16 protein-coding genes, 1 tRNA gene and 1 riboswitch are annotated in these 15,979 nt (G+C 61.6%); of the genes, 14 read left to right on the forward strand and 3 right to left on the reverse strand.

Annotation, left to right across the window (positions count from 1 at the left end; genetic code table 11):
• Positions 1–31 precede the first annotated feature (31 nt).
• The 6 genes from relA to FFS12_RS01260 all read left to right on the forward strand — a co-directional run bounded on the left by relA (position 32) and on the right by FFS12_RS01260 (position 7,736).
• A complete protein-coding gene (relA, locus tag FFS12_RS01235; RefSeq protein ID WP_137885173.1) occupies positions 32–2,275 on the forward strand; it encodes a GTP diphosphokinase in 2,244 nt (747 codons plus the stop codon).
• A gap of 113 nt (positions 2,276–2,388) precedes the next feature.
• Positions 2,389–3,225, forward strand: a complete 837-nt coding sequence (gene mazG, locus FFS12_RS01240) for a nucleoside triphosphate pyrophosphohydrolase (RefSeq protein WP_137885174.1) — start codon at positions 2,389–2,391, stop codon at positions 3,223–3,225.
• Positions 3,226–3,282: 57 nt separating this feature from the next.
• A complete protein-coding gene (locus FFS12_RS01245; RefSeq protein ID WP_137885175.1) occupies positions 3,283–3,822 on the forward strand; it encodes a DUF2058 domain-containing protein in 540 nt (179 codons plus the stop codon).
• A gap of 464 nt (positions 3,823–4,286) precedes the next feature.
• On the forward strand, positions 4,287–5,426 hold the full coding sequence (locus FFS12_RS01250; RefSeq protein ID WP_137885176.1) for an acyl-CoA dehydrogenase family protein: 1,140 nt from the start codon (positions 4,287–4,289) through the stop codon (positions 5,424–5,426).
• Positions 5,427–5,513: 87 nt separating this feature from the next.
• Entirely contained in the window at positions 5,514–6,344 is an 831-nt protein-coding gene (locus tag FFS12_RS01255; protein ID WP_137885177.1) for an amidohydrolase family protein, read from the forward strand.
• A 210-nt stretch (positions 6,345–6,554) separates the two neighbouring features.
• A complete protein-coding gene (locus FFS12_RS01260) occupies positions 6,555–7,736 on the forward strand; it encodes a CaiB/BaiF CoA-transferase family protein (protein ID WP_137885178.1) in 1,182 nt (393 codons plus the stop codon).
• Between the two features lie 131 nt (positions 7,737–7,867).
• Here FFS12_RS01260 and FFS12_RS01265 read toward each other — a convergent pair whose 3' ends face one another.
• From FFS12_RS01265 to FFS12_RS01275, 3 genes are all read right to left on the reverse strand, one after another.
• Positions 7,868–8,362 carry a SprT family zinc-dependent metalloprotease gene (locus FFS12_RS01265; protein WP_137885179.1) on the reverse strand — a complete coding sequence of 165 codons (495 nt, stop codon included), beginning with the start codon at positions 8,360–8,362 and terminating at the stop codon, positions 7,868–7,870.
• A gap of 112 nt (positions 8,363–8,474) precedes the next feature.
• Positions 8,475–9,074, reverse strand: coding sequence for a Yip1 family protein (locus tag FFS12_RS01270; RefSeq protein ID WP_137885180.1), 600 nt, complete (start codon positions 9,072–9,074; stop codon positions 8,475–8,477).
• 167 nt (positions 9,075–9,241) lie between these two features.
• Positions 9,242–9,838 carry a DNA-J related domain-containing protein gene (locus FFS12_RS01275; protein ID WP_137885181.1) on the reverse strand — a complete coding sequence of 199 codons (597 nt, stop codon included), beginning with the start codon at positions 9,836–9,838 and terminating at the stop codon, positions 9,242–9,244.
• A gap of 91 nt (positions 9,839–9,929) precedes the next feature.
• Here FFS12_RS01275 and FFS12_RS01280 point away from each other — a divergent pair, with 91 nt between their 5' ends.
• The 8 genes from FFS12_RS01280 (at position 9,930) to FFS12_RS01315 (ending at position 15,359) form a co-directional block, all read left to right on the forward strand.
• Positions 9,930–10,739, forward strand: coding sequence for a DUF547 domain-containing protein (locus FFS12_RS01280; RefSeq protein ID WP_218568603.1), 810 nt, complete (start codon positions 9,930–9,932; stop codon positions 10,737–10,739).
• Positions 10,740–10,843: 104 nt separating this feature from the next.
• Positions 10,844–11,668, forward strand: a complete 825-nt coding sequence (gene ttcA / locus FFS12_RS01285) for a tRNA 2-thiocytidine(32) synthetase TtcA (RefSeq protein ID WP_137885182.1) — start codon at positions 10,844–10,846, stop codon at positions 11,666–11,668.
• A 30-nt stretch (positions 11,669–11,698) separates the two neighbouring features.
• Entirely contained in the window at positions 11,699–12,370 is a 672-nt protein-coding gene (locus FFS12_RS01290) for a DNA-3-methyladenine glycosylase I (RefSeq protein ID WP_137885183.1), read from the forward strand.
• A gap of 44 nt (positions 12,371–12,414) precedes the next feature.
• Positions 12,415–13,182 carry an NAD-dependent deacylase gene (locus tag FFS12_RS01295; RefSeq protein ID WP_137885184.1) on the forward strand — a complete coding sequence of 256 codons (768 nt, stop codon included), beginning with the start codon at positions 12,415–12,417 and terminating at the stop codon, positions 13,180–13,182.
• Positions 13,183–13,246: 64 nt separating this feature from the next.
• The gene (locus FFS12_RS01300) at positions 13,247–13,837 is read left to right on the forward strand and encodes a C40 family peptidase (RefSeq protein WP_137885185.1); all 591 of its coding nucleotides are present in this window, start codon (positions 13,247–13,249) and stop codon (positions 13,835–13,837) included.
• Positions 13,838–13,932: 95 nt separating this feature from the next.
• Positions 13,933–14,445: a C40 family peptidase gene (locus FFS12_RS01305; protein WP_137885186.1), complete on the forward strand. Its 513-nt coding sequence runs from the start codon at positions 13,933–13,935 to the stop codon at positions 14,443–14,445.
• 46 nt (positions 14,446–14,491) lie between these two features.
• The gene (locus FFS12_RS01310; RefSeq protein ID WP_137885187.1) at positions 14,492–15,154 is read left to right on the forward strand and encodes an O-methyltransferase; all 663 of its coding nucleotides are present in this window, start codon (positions 14,492–14,494) and stop codon (positions 15,152–15,154) included.
• A 129-nt stretch (positions 15,155–15,283) separates the two neighbouring features.
• A tRNA-Ala gene (locus FFS12_RS01315) sits at positions 15,284–15,359 on the forward strand.
• A 276-nt stretch (positions 15,360–15,635) separates the two neighbouring features.
• A riboswitch (cobalamin riboswitch) is annotated at positions 15,636–15,892 on the forward strand.
• Positions 15,893–15,979: the final 87 nt, after the last annotated feature.

Genomic DNA, 15,979 nt, shown 5'->3' on the forward strand with positions numbered 1-15,979 from the left:
TGTTTGCCGCACGGCGTAGGGAAGGTAAACGATGGTACAGGTTAGGGCGCACCACCCGATCAATACGGACGGCAGCATCAACCTAGAGGCCTGGCTCGATCATGTGGTCAGCGTCGATCAGGCGTTGGATCGTGGGGCCTTGAAAGCGGCTTGCGAGTTCGCCCGTGAGGCCGAGCAGCAAGCCAATGCCACCCAGAACCTGTGGGCCGAAGGCACCTCCAGTTTCCGCACCGGCCTGGAGATCGCCGAAATCCTCGCCGACCTCAAGCTCGATCAGGACTCTCTGGTCGCGGCAGTCATTTACCGCGGCGTGCGCGAAGGCAAGATTACCCTGGCCTCGGTCCATCAGCGTTTCGGCTCGGTGGTCGCCAAGCTGATCGAAGGCGTGCTGCGCATGGCGGCGATCAGCGCCAGCCTCAAACCGCGCGAGTCCCTGGTGCTCGGCACCCAGGCCCAGGTGGAAAACCTGCGCAAGATGCTGGTGGCGATGGTCGACGATGTACGCGTCGCGCTGATCAAGCTGGCCGAGCGCACCTGCGCGATCCGCGCGATCAAGCACGCCGATGACGAAAAGCGCCATCGGGTAGCCCGCGAAGTCTTCGATATTTATGCCCCGCTGGCGCACCGACTGGGCATCGGCCATATCAAGTGGGAGCTGGAAGATCTGTCCTTCCGCTACCTGGAGCCTGAGCAATACAAACAGATCGCCAAGCTGCTGCACGAACGACGGCTGGATCGTGAGCGGTTTATCACCGAGGTGATGACGCAGCTCAAAACCGAACTGGCCGCCACCGGCGTGCAGGCCGATATCAGCGGGCGGGCCAAACACATCTATTCGATCTGGCGCAAAATGCAGCGCAAGGGTCTGGAGTTCAGCCAGATCTATGACGTGCGTGCGTTGCGCGTGCTGGTGCCGGAGATGCGCGACTGCTACACCGCGCTGGGCATAGTGCATACCCTCTGGCGGCACATCCCGAAAGAGTTCGACGACTACATCGCCAACCCGAAAGAGAATGGTTACCGCTCGCTGCATACCGCGGTGATCGGCCCGGAGGGCAAGGTGCTGGAAGTGCAGATTCGCACCCACGCCATGCACGAGGAGGCCGAGTTGGGCGTTTGCGCGCACTGGCGCTACAAAGGCACCGACGTCAAATCCGGCTCCAACCATTACGAAGAGAAAATCTCCTGGCTACGCCAGGTCCTCGAATGGCACGAGGAGCTCGGCGATATCGGCGGCCTGGCCGAGCAGTTGCGGGTGGATATCGAGCCGGATCGGGTCTACGTGTTCACCCCGCACGGTCACGCCATCGACCTGCCCAAAGGTGCGACGCCGCTGGACTTCGCCTACCGCGTGCACACCGAAATCGGCCACAACTGCCGCGGTGCCAAGATCAACGGGCGCATCGTGCCGCTCAACTACAGCCTGCAGACCGGCGAGCAGGTGGAGATCATCACCAGTAAGCACGGCACGCCGAGTCGCGACTGGCTGAACACTAACCTCGGCTATGTCACCACCTCGCGGGCGCGGGCGAAGATCGTGCATTGGTTCAAGTTGCAGGATCGTGACCAGAATGTCGCTGCCGGCAAGGCTTTGCTCGAGCGGGAACTGAGTCGCCTGGCACTGCCGCACGTGGACTACGGGCGCCTGGCGGAGAAGGCCAACCTGAAAACCGCCGAGGATATGTTTGCCGGCCTCGGTGCCGGTGATCTGCGTCTGGCGCATCTGGTCAACGCCGCACAGCAACTGGTCGAGCCGGAGCGTGGCCACGAGCAACTGGAGCTGATCCCGCGTCGCCCCACCGGTCACAAGCCGGGCAAACGCGGTGATATCCAGATCCAGGGCGTCGGCAACCTGCTGACGCAAATGGCCGGTTGCTGCCAGCCGCTGCCGGGCGATGCGATCGTTGGTTACATCACGCTCGGACGTGGCGTCAGCATCCATCGCCAGGACTGCGCCTCGGTGCTGCAACTGAGCGGGCGTGAGCCGGAGCGGATTATCCAGGTCAATTGGGGCCCGGTGCCGGTGCAGACCTATCCGGTGGACATCATCATCCGCGCCTACGACCGCTCAGGCTTGCTGCGTGACGTCTCCCAGGTGCTGCTCAACGAGAAGATCAATGTGCTGGCGGTCAACACTCGCTCGAACAAGGAGGACAACACCGCCGCCATGTCGTTGACCATCGAGATTCCGGGGTTGGATGCACTCGGTCGTCTATTGGGGCGGATTTCCCAGTTGCCGAATATCATCGAGGTGCGGCGCAACCGCGCTTCCTGAGGGGCTAAGGTCGTAGGGCGTACTCGCCGCAGGCAGTACGCCGGTGATCGGCGGGCTGTCGCTGCGCTCCGAGGCCGCCCTGCGGGGTAAATAGCAACCGAATTGGATCATCCATGTACCAACTCAACGACCTGCTGCACCTGATGGCCCGCCTGCGCGACCCGCAGTACGGCTGCCCGTGGGACCTCAAACAGAGCTACGCCAGCATAGTCCCCCACACCATCGAGGAGGCCTATGAGGTGGCCGACGCCATCGAGCGCGGCGACTTCGAGCACCTGCCCGGCGAACTCGGCGACCTGCTGTTTCAGGTGGTGTATTACAGCCAGCTGGCCAAGGAAGACGGGCGTTTCGAGTTCGCCGCGGTGGTGGACGGCATCACCCGCAAGCTGATTCGCCGCCATCCCCATGTGTTCGCGGACGGCGACCTGTATGGCGCGCCGGATGTGGCCAAGCTGGAAGAGGCGGCGGTCAAGCAGCGCTGGGAAGAGCTGAAAGCCGAAGAGCGCGCCCAGAAAGCCGCAGCGCCTGAGCAACTGTCATTGCTGGATGACGTGCCGACGGCGCTGCCGGCCTTGTCCCGTGCGGTCAAGTTGCAGAAACGCACGGCCCAGGTCGGCTTCGATTGGCCGGAGGCCTTGCCGGTGGTGGACAAGGTCCGCGAAGAGCTGGACGAAGTGCTGGAGGCCATGAGCGAGAACGACCCACAGGCGCTGGCCGAGGAAATGGGCGATCTGTTGTTCGTGGTGGTTAACCTGGCGCGGCACCTGAAGGTCGATCCGGAAACTGCGCTGCGCAGTGCCAATGGCAAGTTCGAGCGCCGTTTTCGATTTATCGAACAGGCATTGCGCGAAACCCGTCGGCCCATTGAAAATTGCAGCCTCGAAGAACTGGATGCGCTGTGGGGCGAAGCCAAACGCCAGGAAAAAGACAGCCTAGGTTGCGGTTCATAGTGCGTAGGGTGGGTAAAGCCCACCCTACATCTCTCATTCGTTGTGCAAAGGTAGGTTATGAGTCTTTCTCTCCGCGACCAATTGCTGAAAGCCGGCCTGGTCAACCAAAAGCAGGCCAAGCAGGTCGGCAAAGAAAAACAGAAGCAGAAACGCCTGGAGCACAAAGGCCAAATCGAGGTCGACGATTCGCAGCAGCGTGCCGCCCTGCAAGCCATGGCCGAGAAGACCGCGCGCGATCAGGAGCTGAACCGCCAGCAGCAGGAAAAGGCGCAGAAGAAGGCCGAGGCCGCGCAGATCAAGCAACTGATCGAGCAGAGTCGTCTGCCGAAGTTGACCACCGAGGATTACTACAACTTCGTCGACGATAAGAAGGTCAAGCGCCTCTCCGTCAACAACCTGATGCGTGACAAGCTGAGCCGTGGTTCTTTGGCCATCGTTCAGCATGGCGGCGGTTATGAAGTGATCCCGCGTGAAGCCGCATTGAAGATCCAAGAGCGCGATCCGCGCCGGGTGATACTGCTCAACACCCCGACCGAAGCGCCGGATGCGGACGATCCGTATGCCGCTTATCAGGTGCCGGACGATCTGATGTGGTGAGTCCAATTTTCTTTCATTCGTATAACGTTGTCGGCAGCGCCACGCGTTCTACTTCCTACTTTTGAAATAGAACTGGAATGAGTAAGCACACATAGAAAAGCCGGGCAACGCCCGGTTTTTTTATGTGTGCGCCAGGCAGCGCCGTGACTGGCGCTGTTCCGGGCAGTAGTGAGCCTGGATGACTTGGAGGTGAAAGCCCTCTACACACCCGGCAAGGGGAAGTGTTGGCTGAAGGCAAGGGCGCGCGGGTGACCGCGAATCTGAAGGAAGCCGGAGGCATTGTGCCATGAACGTGTTTGCATTCTGAACGCGATGTTGTACTCGATCGGTGAGATTTGCCCAGCCTACAAGAGCGCTGCCTGCTGACCGAATGGGTCAATCGAGCCTGAGCGCTTGGGTCATTGAGCGGTTGTGGCGGCGGCGCCTACCCTGCGGGACGATTCAATCCGCAGGGAGCTGCCCAGATGCACCGCATTCATTTCGACACCGAGCACGCCATGTTCCGCGAGTCCTTCCGCGCCTTTCTGCAGAAGGAAGTGGTGCCGCACCAGGAGGCCTGGGAAGAGGCCGGGGTGGTGAGTCGCGAGGTTTGGCTAAAGGCCGGCGAGATGGGTTTTTTGCTGCCGTGGGCCGATGAGGAATACGGCGGCAGCGGGCTCAAGGATTTCCGTTACGAGCAGATCATGTGCGAGGAGCTGGCCAACGTTAACGAGGCCGGTTTCATGTTGCCGCTGCACTCGGCGCTCTGCGGCCCCTATATCGCCGAGTACGGCAATGCCGAGCAAAAAGCCCACTTCCTGCCGGCGATCATCCGTGGCGAAAGCATCCTCGCGGTGGCGATGACCGAGCCGGGCGCCGGTTCCGACCTGGCCGGGATGCGGACCACGGCGGTCGACAAGGGCGATCACTACGAGCTGAACGGCTCCAAGGTGTTTATCTCCAACGGGCTGTTGGCTGACGTGGTGATAGTTGCGGCCAAGACTGACCCGGCGAACAAACACGCCATGGGCCTGTTTCTGGTCGAGCGCGGGATGGAAGGCTTCGAGCGCGGGCGCAACCTGAAGAAACTCGGCATGCAGAGCCAGGACACCGCCGAGCTGTTCTTCAATAACGTCAAAGTACCGAAGGCCAACCTGCTCGGTGATGCCAAGGCCGGTTTCTTCTACCTGATGAACATGCTCGCCCAGGAACGCCTGACCAACGCCTGTGGCGCGGTCGGCGGGGCCGAGGCGGCGCTGCAAGTGACCATCGACTATGTGAAGGAGCGCAAAGCCTTCGATCGGCCGATTTCGCACTTCCAGAACACCCGTTTCAAGCTGGCGGAAATGCGCACTCAGGTCGATGTGGCGCAAGTTTTCGTCGACCGCTGCGTAATGGACCACAACCAGAAGAAACTCACTCCGGAAGTCGCCGCCGAGGCCAAGCTATTCACCACCGAACTGCTCGGCAAAGTCGTCGACGAAGGCGTACAACTGCACGGTGGCTGGGGCTACATGTGGGAATATCCGATCTGCAAGATGTACGCGAATGCGCGGATTCAGCGGATCTTCGCTGGCACCTCGGAAATCATGAAAGAGATTATCAGCCGCGGGATGAAGCTCTGAGCGCATCCGGACTGACGTAGGGTGGGCCTTGGCCCACCAGCGGGATTTGCACGGTGGGCCAAGGCCCACCCGACGCAGGAGATAACCATGACCATCACCAGCGGCGCCATTGACGCCTGGGCCCAGCCGGCCACGGGCAGAACCCGCGAGCTGATGCCGGAAGTCGCTCGACTGTTCGAGAAGTCCGGCTCCGCGCATTTGCTCGATCACTGTCTGAGCCCGGAACAAACCGTCGCAGAGATGGACAAGGCCGGCGTCGAGAAACTGCTGCTCGCCGCCTGGTGCCGGCCGGAGCGCTGGGTCTGCACGAACGACGAGGTCGCCGAATTCACGCGCGTCTTCCCGGATCGCTTCGTCGGCGTTGCCACGGTCGATCTGAGTAAGCCCGTGGCGGCGGTGCACGAGCTGGAACGGGCAGTCACCGAGCTGGGCTGCAAGGCCCTGCGCATCGTGCCCTGGCTGTGGAAGCTGGCGCCGAATCACCGGCTCTACTATCCGCTGTATGTGAAGTGCATCGAGCTGGACATCCCGTTCTGCACCCAGGTCGGCCATACCGGCCCGCTGATGCCGTCCGAGACCGGGCGACCGGTGCCCTATCTGGACGAGGTGGCGCTGGACTTCCCCGAGTTGCGCATAGTCGCCGGGCATATCGGCCATCCCTGGACCGACGAGATGATCGGCCTGGCCTGGAAGCACGACAACCTCTATATCGACACCTCGGCCTATTTGCCGCGCTATTACCCGCCACAGCTGCTGCAATTTATGCAGAGCTACGGGCAGGACAAGGTGCTGTTCGGCACTAACTTCCCGCAGCTTTCCCACGCGCGCTGCATGGCGCAAATCAAGGACCTGGGGCTGTCTGCGGAGGCGGAGGGCAAGTTCCTCCACGGCAACGCCCGCCGGGTGTTTAAGCTGTAGGCTGGGTTAGGCCGAAGGCCATAACCCAGCATCCGCTCTGCTGTTTATTGGATTCCCGCCTGCGCGGGAATGCCGGGTTGTCGGGTGACCGGCCATTACATGGGGAGCAACCGTAGGCTGGGTAGGGCCGATTTTGGCGAAACCCAGCAAAGCCAGAACTGGCACCAAGAGGTGCCGGAGGAGACCCCGCTATTTTGCTCAGGAGCCGCCATGAAAGGCCCGTTGTCCTCACTGAAGATTCTCGATTTCTCCACCCTGCTGCCGGGGCCCTTCGCCTCGTTGCTGCTGGCCGACATGGGCGCCGAGGTGCTGCGCGTCGAGTCGCCGACGCGGATGGATTTGCTCCGCGTACTGCCGCCCCATGATGGCGGAATCTCGGCCAGCCATGCCTACCTCAACCGCAACAAACGCAGCATTGCCCTCGATCTGAAACGGCCGGAAGCGGTCGAGGTGGTCAAGCAGTTGCTGGGCGAGTACGACATCGTCCTCGAACAATTCCGTCCAGGGGTGATGGATAAGCTCGGGGTGGGTTATGCGGCGCTCAGGGCCATCAATCCCAGGCTGATCTACGTGTCGATCACCGGCTACGGCCAGACCGGCCCCTACAAGGACCGCGCCGGGCATGACATCAACTACCTGGCCCTGTCCGGTATCGCCGACCAGACCGGGCGCCGCGATACCGGGCCATTGCCCTTGGGCATCCAGGCGGCGGACATTGCCGGGGGTTCCTTCCACGGCGTGATGGGCCTGCTGGCGGCGGTCATCCAGCGCCAGCAGAGCGGTGAGGGTCAGTATGTCGATGTCAGCATGACCGACTGCGTCTTCAGCCTGCATGCGATGGCCGGCGCCGGTTACCTGGCCTGCGGCGAGGAGCCGAAGATGGAGAGCCAGGCACTCAACGGCGGCAGCTTCTACGACTACTACCGCACCCGCGATGGCCGCTGGTTCTCGGTCGGCAGCCTGGAACCGCAGTTCATGCAGCAGTTCTGCGTAGGCCTTGGCCGCCCGGAACTGGCGGCGCTTGGTTTGTCGCCGAAACCGGAAGAACAGCGCGCGCTCAAACGCGAGATCCAGCTTGAATTCGAGAAGCGTGACTTTGCCGAGTGGAGCGAGCGTTTCGCGGCTCTGGATGCCTGCGTCGAACCGATGCTGAGCCTGGCCGAAGCGCTCGAACATCCGCAGTTGAAAGCCCGCGACCTGGTCACCGAAGTGCCACGTGGCGGTAATTCGCCGCAAAAGCAGATCGCCTGTCCGATCAAGTTCTCGGGTGGCCTGCCGGCACCACGGCATATCGGCTCGCCGTTAGGCGCGCATACCGGAGAAGTACTGCGTGGCCTGGGTTATGCCGCCGAGCAGATCGCCGAGTTGAGAGCGGCGAAGGTAATCGGCTAGGGCGCTACTCGTCGCAGGCGCTAGTGGGCTGGCGGGCTGGCGCTGCGCGCCGAGGCCGCCCTACGTGGCGTTACTCGGTGATGGCAGGCTGCTCTACGAGCGTAGGGCGTTACTCGCCGAAGGCAGTACGCCTATTCCTGGCGCTGCTGTCCGCTGAATACCAAGGTCGCCCGGCAACGCCGGCAGAAATAGCGACGGCCCTTGCTGACCAGTGCATGCCGTTGCGCGGAGAAGGGGAAGTCGTGATCCGGGCACCGGCAGTTGTAGAGGTAGCGGGTCGCGGTGCGGCGTTTGATGGCGTAGGCGTGACAGCGATTGGGCGGCAGCTCGTAGACCCCGCGCATGATCAATTGCCACTCCTCGCCATGGGGTTGGATGCGTGAGCCGAACATCTCGCGCGCGATCATATGCGCGACTTCGTGGGCCACGGTTTGCTTGAGGAAGTCTTCGCTGTTTTCGCGGTACAGTTGCGGGTTGAAGCGCAGCAGGTTTTCGTCCAGGTGCGCCACTCCGGCTTTTTGCCCCCGTAACTTGAGGCTGACCACGGGGCGGGTAAAGCGGCGCTTGAAAAAAGCCTCGGCCTGCTGGTAACAAGCTTCGACACGAGCATTGAGCTGTTCGGGCATCGGGTCCTCCAAATGCAGGCGGAATTATGCCCAAGCGCGTCGCGGCCAGCAGCCCTAAAATGACGAAACCGCCAAACGGCGGTTTCGGGTCTGCTTAATGAATGAAAGATTCTTAACTGGTGTAGACAGGTCCAACGCCGAGGCCCCAGAAGATCACCGACATCGCGATCATCGCCACCAGCACCACCAGGCCGACCGCCAGCACCGAGCTGGAGAACATGAAGCCTTCGTCCTTGGGGATGTTCATAAAGGCCGGGATGCCGACATAGAGTAGGTAGGCCGTGTAGCAGACCGCCGCCGTGCCGACGAACATGGCGAGCCAGAGGCTAGGGTAGAGCGCCGCAAGACCACCGATAAACAGTGGCGTGGCGGTGTACGCGGCGAACACGACACATTGCGCCATACTTGGGCTGGCGTCGTAAGTCCGGGCCATCCAGTTGATAAAAGCGCCCATCACCGCAACGCCGGCGAGCATGGCCAGGTAGGTCATGAGCGTCATCCACAGGGCACTGCCTTCGGTCAGCATAACGGGTGCGCCGCCGCCGACTGTCCAGCCAACCTGGGTGGTACCGATATAAGCCGAAATAGCCGGAATAGCCGCGAGAATCAGGACGTGGGTGAGATACATGTGGCTGATACTTTCCTCTTCGCCACGAATTTCTTGCCACTCTTGATCAGGATGCGTGAAGAGCCCCCAAACGTGATGGATCATGCCAAACACCTCCTCTTGTTATAGCGGTCGCCCCCCAGCGTAGCGCCCGGCGCGCGTGAGTAGCGCCACCGGGTGCAGGGCCGAACCTATGCGACCGTATGTCGCAGTATAGGCTTGGCCTGGAAGGCGCGTGGGGCATGGGTTTAGAGCAAATTCGTCTCTAAATATCAGCTGTAATAGCGCTCTAGTATTTCCATCGCCAGGTTGATCGACTGCAGGCGCGTCGTGCTGCCGCCGCGATCCGGGTGATGCTGGCTTACCAGTTGTCGGTAGCGGCGCTTGATAACGCCGAGGTTGAGTGGCTCGTTCGATTCCTCCAGCTCGAACAACTCCAAGGCGGCGCGTTTTTCGTCCCCGCCCTGCATGCGCTTCCAGAAGCTGGTCAGCAGCTTCTCCACGTCGTCTTCGCTGGTTTCCCGCAGGTGTTGCAGATCCAGATAGTAGTCACGCAGCGGATCCTGTTCGCTGAGTGCCGAGCTACCCGCTTGATAGGGTTGTAACTGCACGCACAACGGGCTGATCAGCAGGTGCGCGGTTCGCTCATTCCAGAGTCGTTCGCGCAGTTGGTAGAGCGCGTTGAACAGCAGAAAGTGGGTGCGAAACAGCACCAGCTTGTCGGTCAGTGCCAGGTGCGGGATATGTGTCGAGTGACGCGCTTTGAGCCGTTGGATCAGCAGATATTCGCTGCAACCATCGGGTGCCTCGCGCAGCAGTTCGAGCAACTGTTCGGCAAGGTCGAGGGCGGGATTCAGTTCGGAGTTCATCGACCGAGCCTAGCACAGCGGCCGCGCGGGTTTGTGGGCGGAACTCACTGGAGTGCCGCCTTGTCCCACCTGCATGAGTCGGAGGATGTTTATGCGCCTGTTGCGCCAGCTGACCGCTATTTTTCTGATCCTGCTCGCGGGTTCTGTGAGCGCTGCGCCGGCGGCCGAGCGCTGGGCGGTGTGGGATGTCAGCAACGAAAGCCGCGCCGCGCATATCGACCACAGCGCCTGGCAGGAATTGCTGACGCGCTACCTGAACAGCCAGCATCCGAGTGGCATTGCGCGTTTCGACTACGCCCATGTGGATCGCCGCCATCGCCGCCTGCTGGATGTGTACGTCGAGCAACTGAGCGCCCTCGATCCGCGGCAATTTACCCGTGCCGAGCAGTTGGCCTATTGGCTCAATCTGTATAACGCGCTGATCGTGCAGCAGGTGCTCAAGAATTATCCGGTGGATTCGATTACCAGTCTCGGCGCCTGGTATCAGTTCGGCCCCTGGGATAAGGCCGTCACCGAGGTCGCCGGCTATAAGCTCAGTCTCAACGACATCGAACATCGCATTCTTCGTCCGCTCTGGCGCGACCCGCGTCTGCACTACGCACTCAATTGCGCCAGCCTCGGCTGTCCCAATCTGGCGGCCGAGACCTATAGCGCGCAGAACAGCGAGCGCCTGCTGGAGGCGGGTGCGCGGGCCTATATCAACCACCCGCGGGGGGTGGCTTTTGAGGACGGCAAATGGGTGCTGTCGAGGATTTATGACTGGTATCCGCAGGACTTCGGTGGCGAGGAGGGGTTGCGCGCGCACCTCATCCATTACGCTAACCCAGCCTTGGCGCAGCAGTTGCAAGCCTTTACCGGCAAACCCCGCTATCGCTATGACTGGAATCTCAACCAGCCCTGAAGACGCAGCCCTGAAGACAAGTAGGGTAGGGCTATTGGCGCTTTCTGCGTAAAATAGCCGGTTTTCGCCACCCCTTTTCGTAAACCCCCGGACTTCAGCGCACCATGGGCACTCTTTCGGTTAATCAAAGCAAACTGCAGAAACGCTTGCGCCGCCTGGCTGGCGAGGCCGTTACCGACTTCAACATGATCGAAGACGGCGACAAGGTCATGGTCTGCCTGTCCGGCGGCAAGGACAGCTACACCATGCTCGACGTCCTGCTGCATCTGCAGAAGGTCGCGCCGATCAAGTTCGAGATCGTCGCGGTCAATATGGATCAGAAGCAGCCGGGCTTCCCCGAGCACGTGTTGCCGGAGTACCTCAAGGCCCTCGGCGTCGACTATCACATAGTCGAAAAAGACACCTATTCGGTGGTGATGGAAAAAATTCCGGAAGGCAAAACCACCTGCTCGCTCTGCTCCCGTCTGCGCCGTGGCACCCTCTATACCTTTGCCGATGAAATCGGTGCGACCAAAATGGCGCTCGGCCACCACCGCGACGACATTCTCGAGACCTTCTTCCTCAACATGTTCTACGGCGGCACGCTCAAGGCCATGCCGCCGAAACTGCGTGCCGACGACGGGCGCAACGTGGTGATTCGGCCGCTGGCCTACTGCAGCGAGAAGGACATCGAGGCCTACTCCGAGCTCAAAGCGTTCCCGATCATCCCCTGCAACCTCTGCGGCTCGCAGGAGAACCTGCAGCGCAAGGTGGTCAAGGAGATGCTGCTGGAGTGGGAGCGCAAGACGCCCGGCCGCACCGAGATCATGTTCCGCGCCCTGCAGAATGTGATGCCCTCACAGCTGGCCGACCGCAATCTGTTCGACTTCACCAGTTTGCGCATCGATGAAAACGCCACACCGCGCTTTGTCGATGTGATGAATCTGTGATTCTCGGCATTAACCCTGCCAGGGCAGCCCATGCGCGACTATAAATGGCTCAATGAGTATTGCCTCAACCGCTTTGGCTCCAAGGCGGCGTTGGAAGCCAGGCTGCCGACCCCCAAGTCGGCGGCCGAGTTGCGCCAGATCGCTGATGACCGTTACCTGTCGTTGATCGCCCTGCGGGTCTTTCGCGCCGGCCTCAAACACAGCTTGGTGGATGCCAAGTGGCCGGCCTTCGAGGAGGTTTTCTTCGGCTTCGCTCCCGAGAAAGTCGTGCTGATGGGCGGCGAGCATCTGGAGCGGCTGATGCAGGACGCGCGGCTGATCCGTCACCTTGGCAAGCTGAAAAGCGTGCCGCGTAACGCGCAGTTTGTCCTCGATGTGGCGAAGCAGCAGGGCAGTTTCGGCGCGCTGATCGCCGATTGGCCGGTGACCGATATCGTCGGCCTGTGGAAGTACCTGGCCAAACATGGCGGCCAGCTCGGCGGGCTGTCGGCGCCACGCTTGCTGCGCATGGTTGGCAAAGACACCTTCATTCCGACTGACGATATGGTCGCGGCCCTGAAGGCGCAGGAGATCATCGAAAAGACTCCCACCAGCCTGAAGGAGCTTGCCGCCGTGCAAGCCGCGTTCAATCAGTGGCACGCCCAAAGCGGCCGGCCCCTGTGTCAGCTTTCGGTGATGTTGGCGCATACGGTCAATCATTGATCGCGAGACTCGGTATTCGCCCTTAGAGGGTGAGGGAGGCCCCGATGGATACTGCAATTCAGCGAGTCGCTCAGGCGCTTCGGCGCGCCGAACGCATCCTGATCATCAGCGGTGCGGGCCTTTCCGCGGACTCCGGCTTGCCGACCTATCGCGGTCTCGGCGGCTTGTATAACGGCGTGACCGAAGAAGGGCTGCCGATCGAGACGGCGCTCTCTGGGCCGATGCTGCAACGCGATCCTGCCCTGTGCTGGAAATACCTCGCCGAACTGGGCAAGGCCTGCCTGGGAGCCAAACCGAATGCCGGTCATTACGCTATCGCCGAACTGCAACGGCGCAAATCTGGCTGCTGGGTGCTGACGCAGAATATCGACGGCTACCACCGCGCGGCGGGTAGTCCGGTGGAGCGGCTGATCGAGATTCATGGCGAACTGGCGCCGCTGTTCTGCCAATCCTGTGGCGCCGAGAGCGCTGAATTGGCAGAGCATCTACAGCGTCCGCTGCCGCCAAAATGCCCGCAGTGCGGTGGCATCCTGCGCCCGCCGGTGGTGCTGTTCGAGGAACTGCTGCCGGAGCTGGCCATCGACACGCTCTATGCCGAGCTGCGCAAAGGCTTCGACGTGGTGCTGGCGGTGGGGACCACGGCGAGCTTCCCCTATATAGTCGAGCCGGTCGTGCGCACCCGCCACGCAGGCGGCTTCACCGCCGAAATCAACCCGATGCACAGCGACCTCAGCCGGCTGGTGGATGTGCATTTACGGGGTAGGGCCTTAGATGTGTTGCCGGAGTTACTGGGTCACATTCCGGCTAATTAAATTTGCAAGTGAGGGTTGTGGAAGGCATAGTCGCGGCTTCATAAAATTCGACACGGCCGTGCCCATGCTAAAGCGCTTCGCACCCCTCGTGCCCCTCGCACTCTCAGTCTTCCTGGTTGCTTGCGCCGGCTACTCGCCGAAGTCGCAGGTCGCCGAAGCTCCCCAGCCGATTGCCGATGAGCAAACTGTCGAGCCGCTGCCGGACTTCGCCCAAGACAAACCCTACGAATTGCCGACCTTTGCCGACAGCATCCTGGCTCACGGCCTGTCGCTGGTAGGCACCCGCTACCGTTTCGGCGGTAGTTCGGTGTCTTCCGGTTTCGATTGCAGCGGCTTTATCGGTTACCTGTTCAAAGAAGAAGCCGGTATGAGCCTGCCGCGCTCCACCCGCGAAATGATCAACCTCGATGCACCGCTGGTGGAGCGTACCGAGCTGGAGCCTGGCGATCTGTTGTTCTTCAGCACCAACGGCCGTGGCCGGGTCAGCCACGCCGGCATCTACCTCGGCGATGATCAGTTCATCCATTCTTCCAGCAGCCGCAGCGGCGGTGTGCGGGTGGACAGCCTGGATGATAAATACTGGAGCCGTACCTTCATCGAGGCCAAGCGCGCCTTGGCGCTGGCTTCGGTTAGCCACAATCCGCTGCACCCTTAATCTCCATTGAGTTCAGCGCGCGCAAGCGCAAAGCTTGCGCGCGCTCGTACCTCGCGGCAGAGTAGAGCGCACTAAGAATCAGAGCCGCCTCGCTTATGCCCGCCACGGCCCGTCTCGCCCTACTCGTACTCGCCGCGCTGCTGACTGCCTGCGCGAGCAACACCGCCCCTCCGGAAAGCGTTTTCACCACCGAGCACAGTGGCGCCGCCGATGATGTGCTGTTGCGCGCCTTGGGGCTGGTCGGCACGCCTTACCGTTACGGCGGCAATACCCCAGACAGCGGCTTCGATTGCAGCGGCCTGATCGGCTACGTCTACCGGGATGCAGCCGGCATCGCCTTGCCGCGCTCAACCCGCGAGATGATCGGCATGCGTGCGCCGAGCGTGCGGCGTGACGCGTTGCAGACCGGCGATCTGCTGTTCTTCGCCACCAATGGCGGCGGTCAGGTCAGCCACGCGGGTATTTACGTCGGGGAAGGGCGTTTCGTTCACGCGCCCTCCAGTGGCGGCACCGTGCGCTTGGATAGCCTGGCGACTGCCTACTGGCAGAAGAGCTACCTGGAGGCCAAGCGGGTGCTCAATCCGGCCCGTCTCGCCCGCACGCCCTGATCTGCACGCGCCTATCTACCCACGCCCATTTACATAGGAGTGCCGCATGACCGGCCGTACCCTGAACCTCGACGACGCGCTGTATAACTACCTGCTCGAGGTCTCCCTGCGTGAAACGCCGCTGCTCAAGTGCCTGCGCGAGGAAACTCAAGCCTTGCCCATGGCGCGCTGGCAGATCGCCCCGGAGCAGGGTCAATTCATGGCGCTGCTGGTCAAGCTAATCGGTGCCAAACGCCTGCTGGAAATCGGCACCTTCACCGGCTACAGCGCCCTCTGTATGGCCAGCGCCATGCCGGAAGATGGCCAACTGATTTGCTGCGACCTGCCCGGCGACTACAACGCCATCGCCCGTCGCTACTGGCAGCAGGCGGGAGTGCACGAACGCATCGACCTGCGTCTGGCGCCGGCGCTGGAGACCCTTGGTCTGCTGGAGCGAGAAGGGCAGAGCGGAACCTTCGATCTGATCTTTATCGACGCCGACAAGGCCAACTACCCGGTTTACCTGGAGCATGCCCTGGTGCTGGCCCGGCCGGGCGCTTTGATCCTGTTCGATAACACCCTGTGGAGTGGGCGAGTCCTGGAACAGGCGCCCGACAGCGCCGACACCCGCGCTATCCAAGCCCTCAACCGGCGCCTGAAAAACGACCAACGCCTGGATTTGTCTCTGCTGCCCATCGGCGATGGTCTGACCCTCTGCCGTAAACACTGACAGCTGTGCAGGGCCTGGGCGCATGAGTTCGCCCCAACAGCTTTTTCCAACGATTCACTCGAACAGGCTTGACCGCGTCCGCCTGCCAGCGCCAGTCTGCAGCCGGTGAGCTATATTCAGCCCGTCTTAGGGCCGATAGCTCAGCTGGGAGAGCGCCACGTTCGCAACGTGGAGGTCGGGAGTTCGATCCTCCTTCGGTCCACCAAATCGAAAGGCCGGAACCCATGGGGTCCGGCCTTTTCGTTTGGCTATGTCTGAGTTAGCTGTTGCAAGGCGAGCATTGGAAAAGTGCAAGACCCAGCGGGCCAGCTCAACACTTCACCGGCACCTAGCCAGAGCATTTGAAGACTGGATAAGGCCTTTGGCCGCCACCACCGGCCGGGCAAAGTGCGCTGCTTGGCGGCACCTATGCCGAGTTCAGCTGCAAGCTGGCCATATTCACCCTTAGTGCCGCGTTGACGCTCCACCGCCAACCCTCTAACCTGCCTGCCTTGCTTCAGGTGCCCCCAGGCTTAGTGCCGGCGGGGTGAAACAGGGAAGCCGGTGCGTTCTTGCAGTTGTTCATTTAATGAGCAGTCAGGCAAAACTATTCCGGCGCTGCCCCCGCAACGGTAGACGAGTCAAGAAGCCGCTTTTAGCCACTGTGCCCTGCACGGGAAGGTGCGGTTTTGCGAACGCCTCATCTCGAAGGTGTTCCGCTCGTAAGCCCGGAGACCGGCCTGTCGCAGTCCACGGCATCGCGGAGGGCGTTGTCTGGCGTGTAGGCTGCGCTGCGGCCTGTGCGTCCGCTGTTCTCCGCAAGCTTTACCCAGCCTGAGTCCTGTG

Origin of the sequence: Pseudomonas sp. 2FE, from assembly GCF_005503735.1 — a bacterium.
GTDB lineage: Bacteria > Pseudomonadota > Gammaproteobacteria > Pseudomonadales > Pseudomonadaceae > Aquipseudomonas.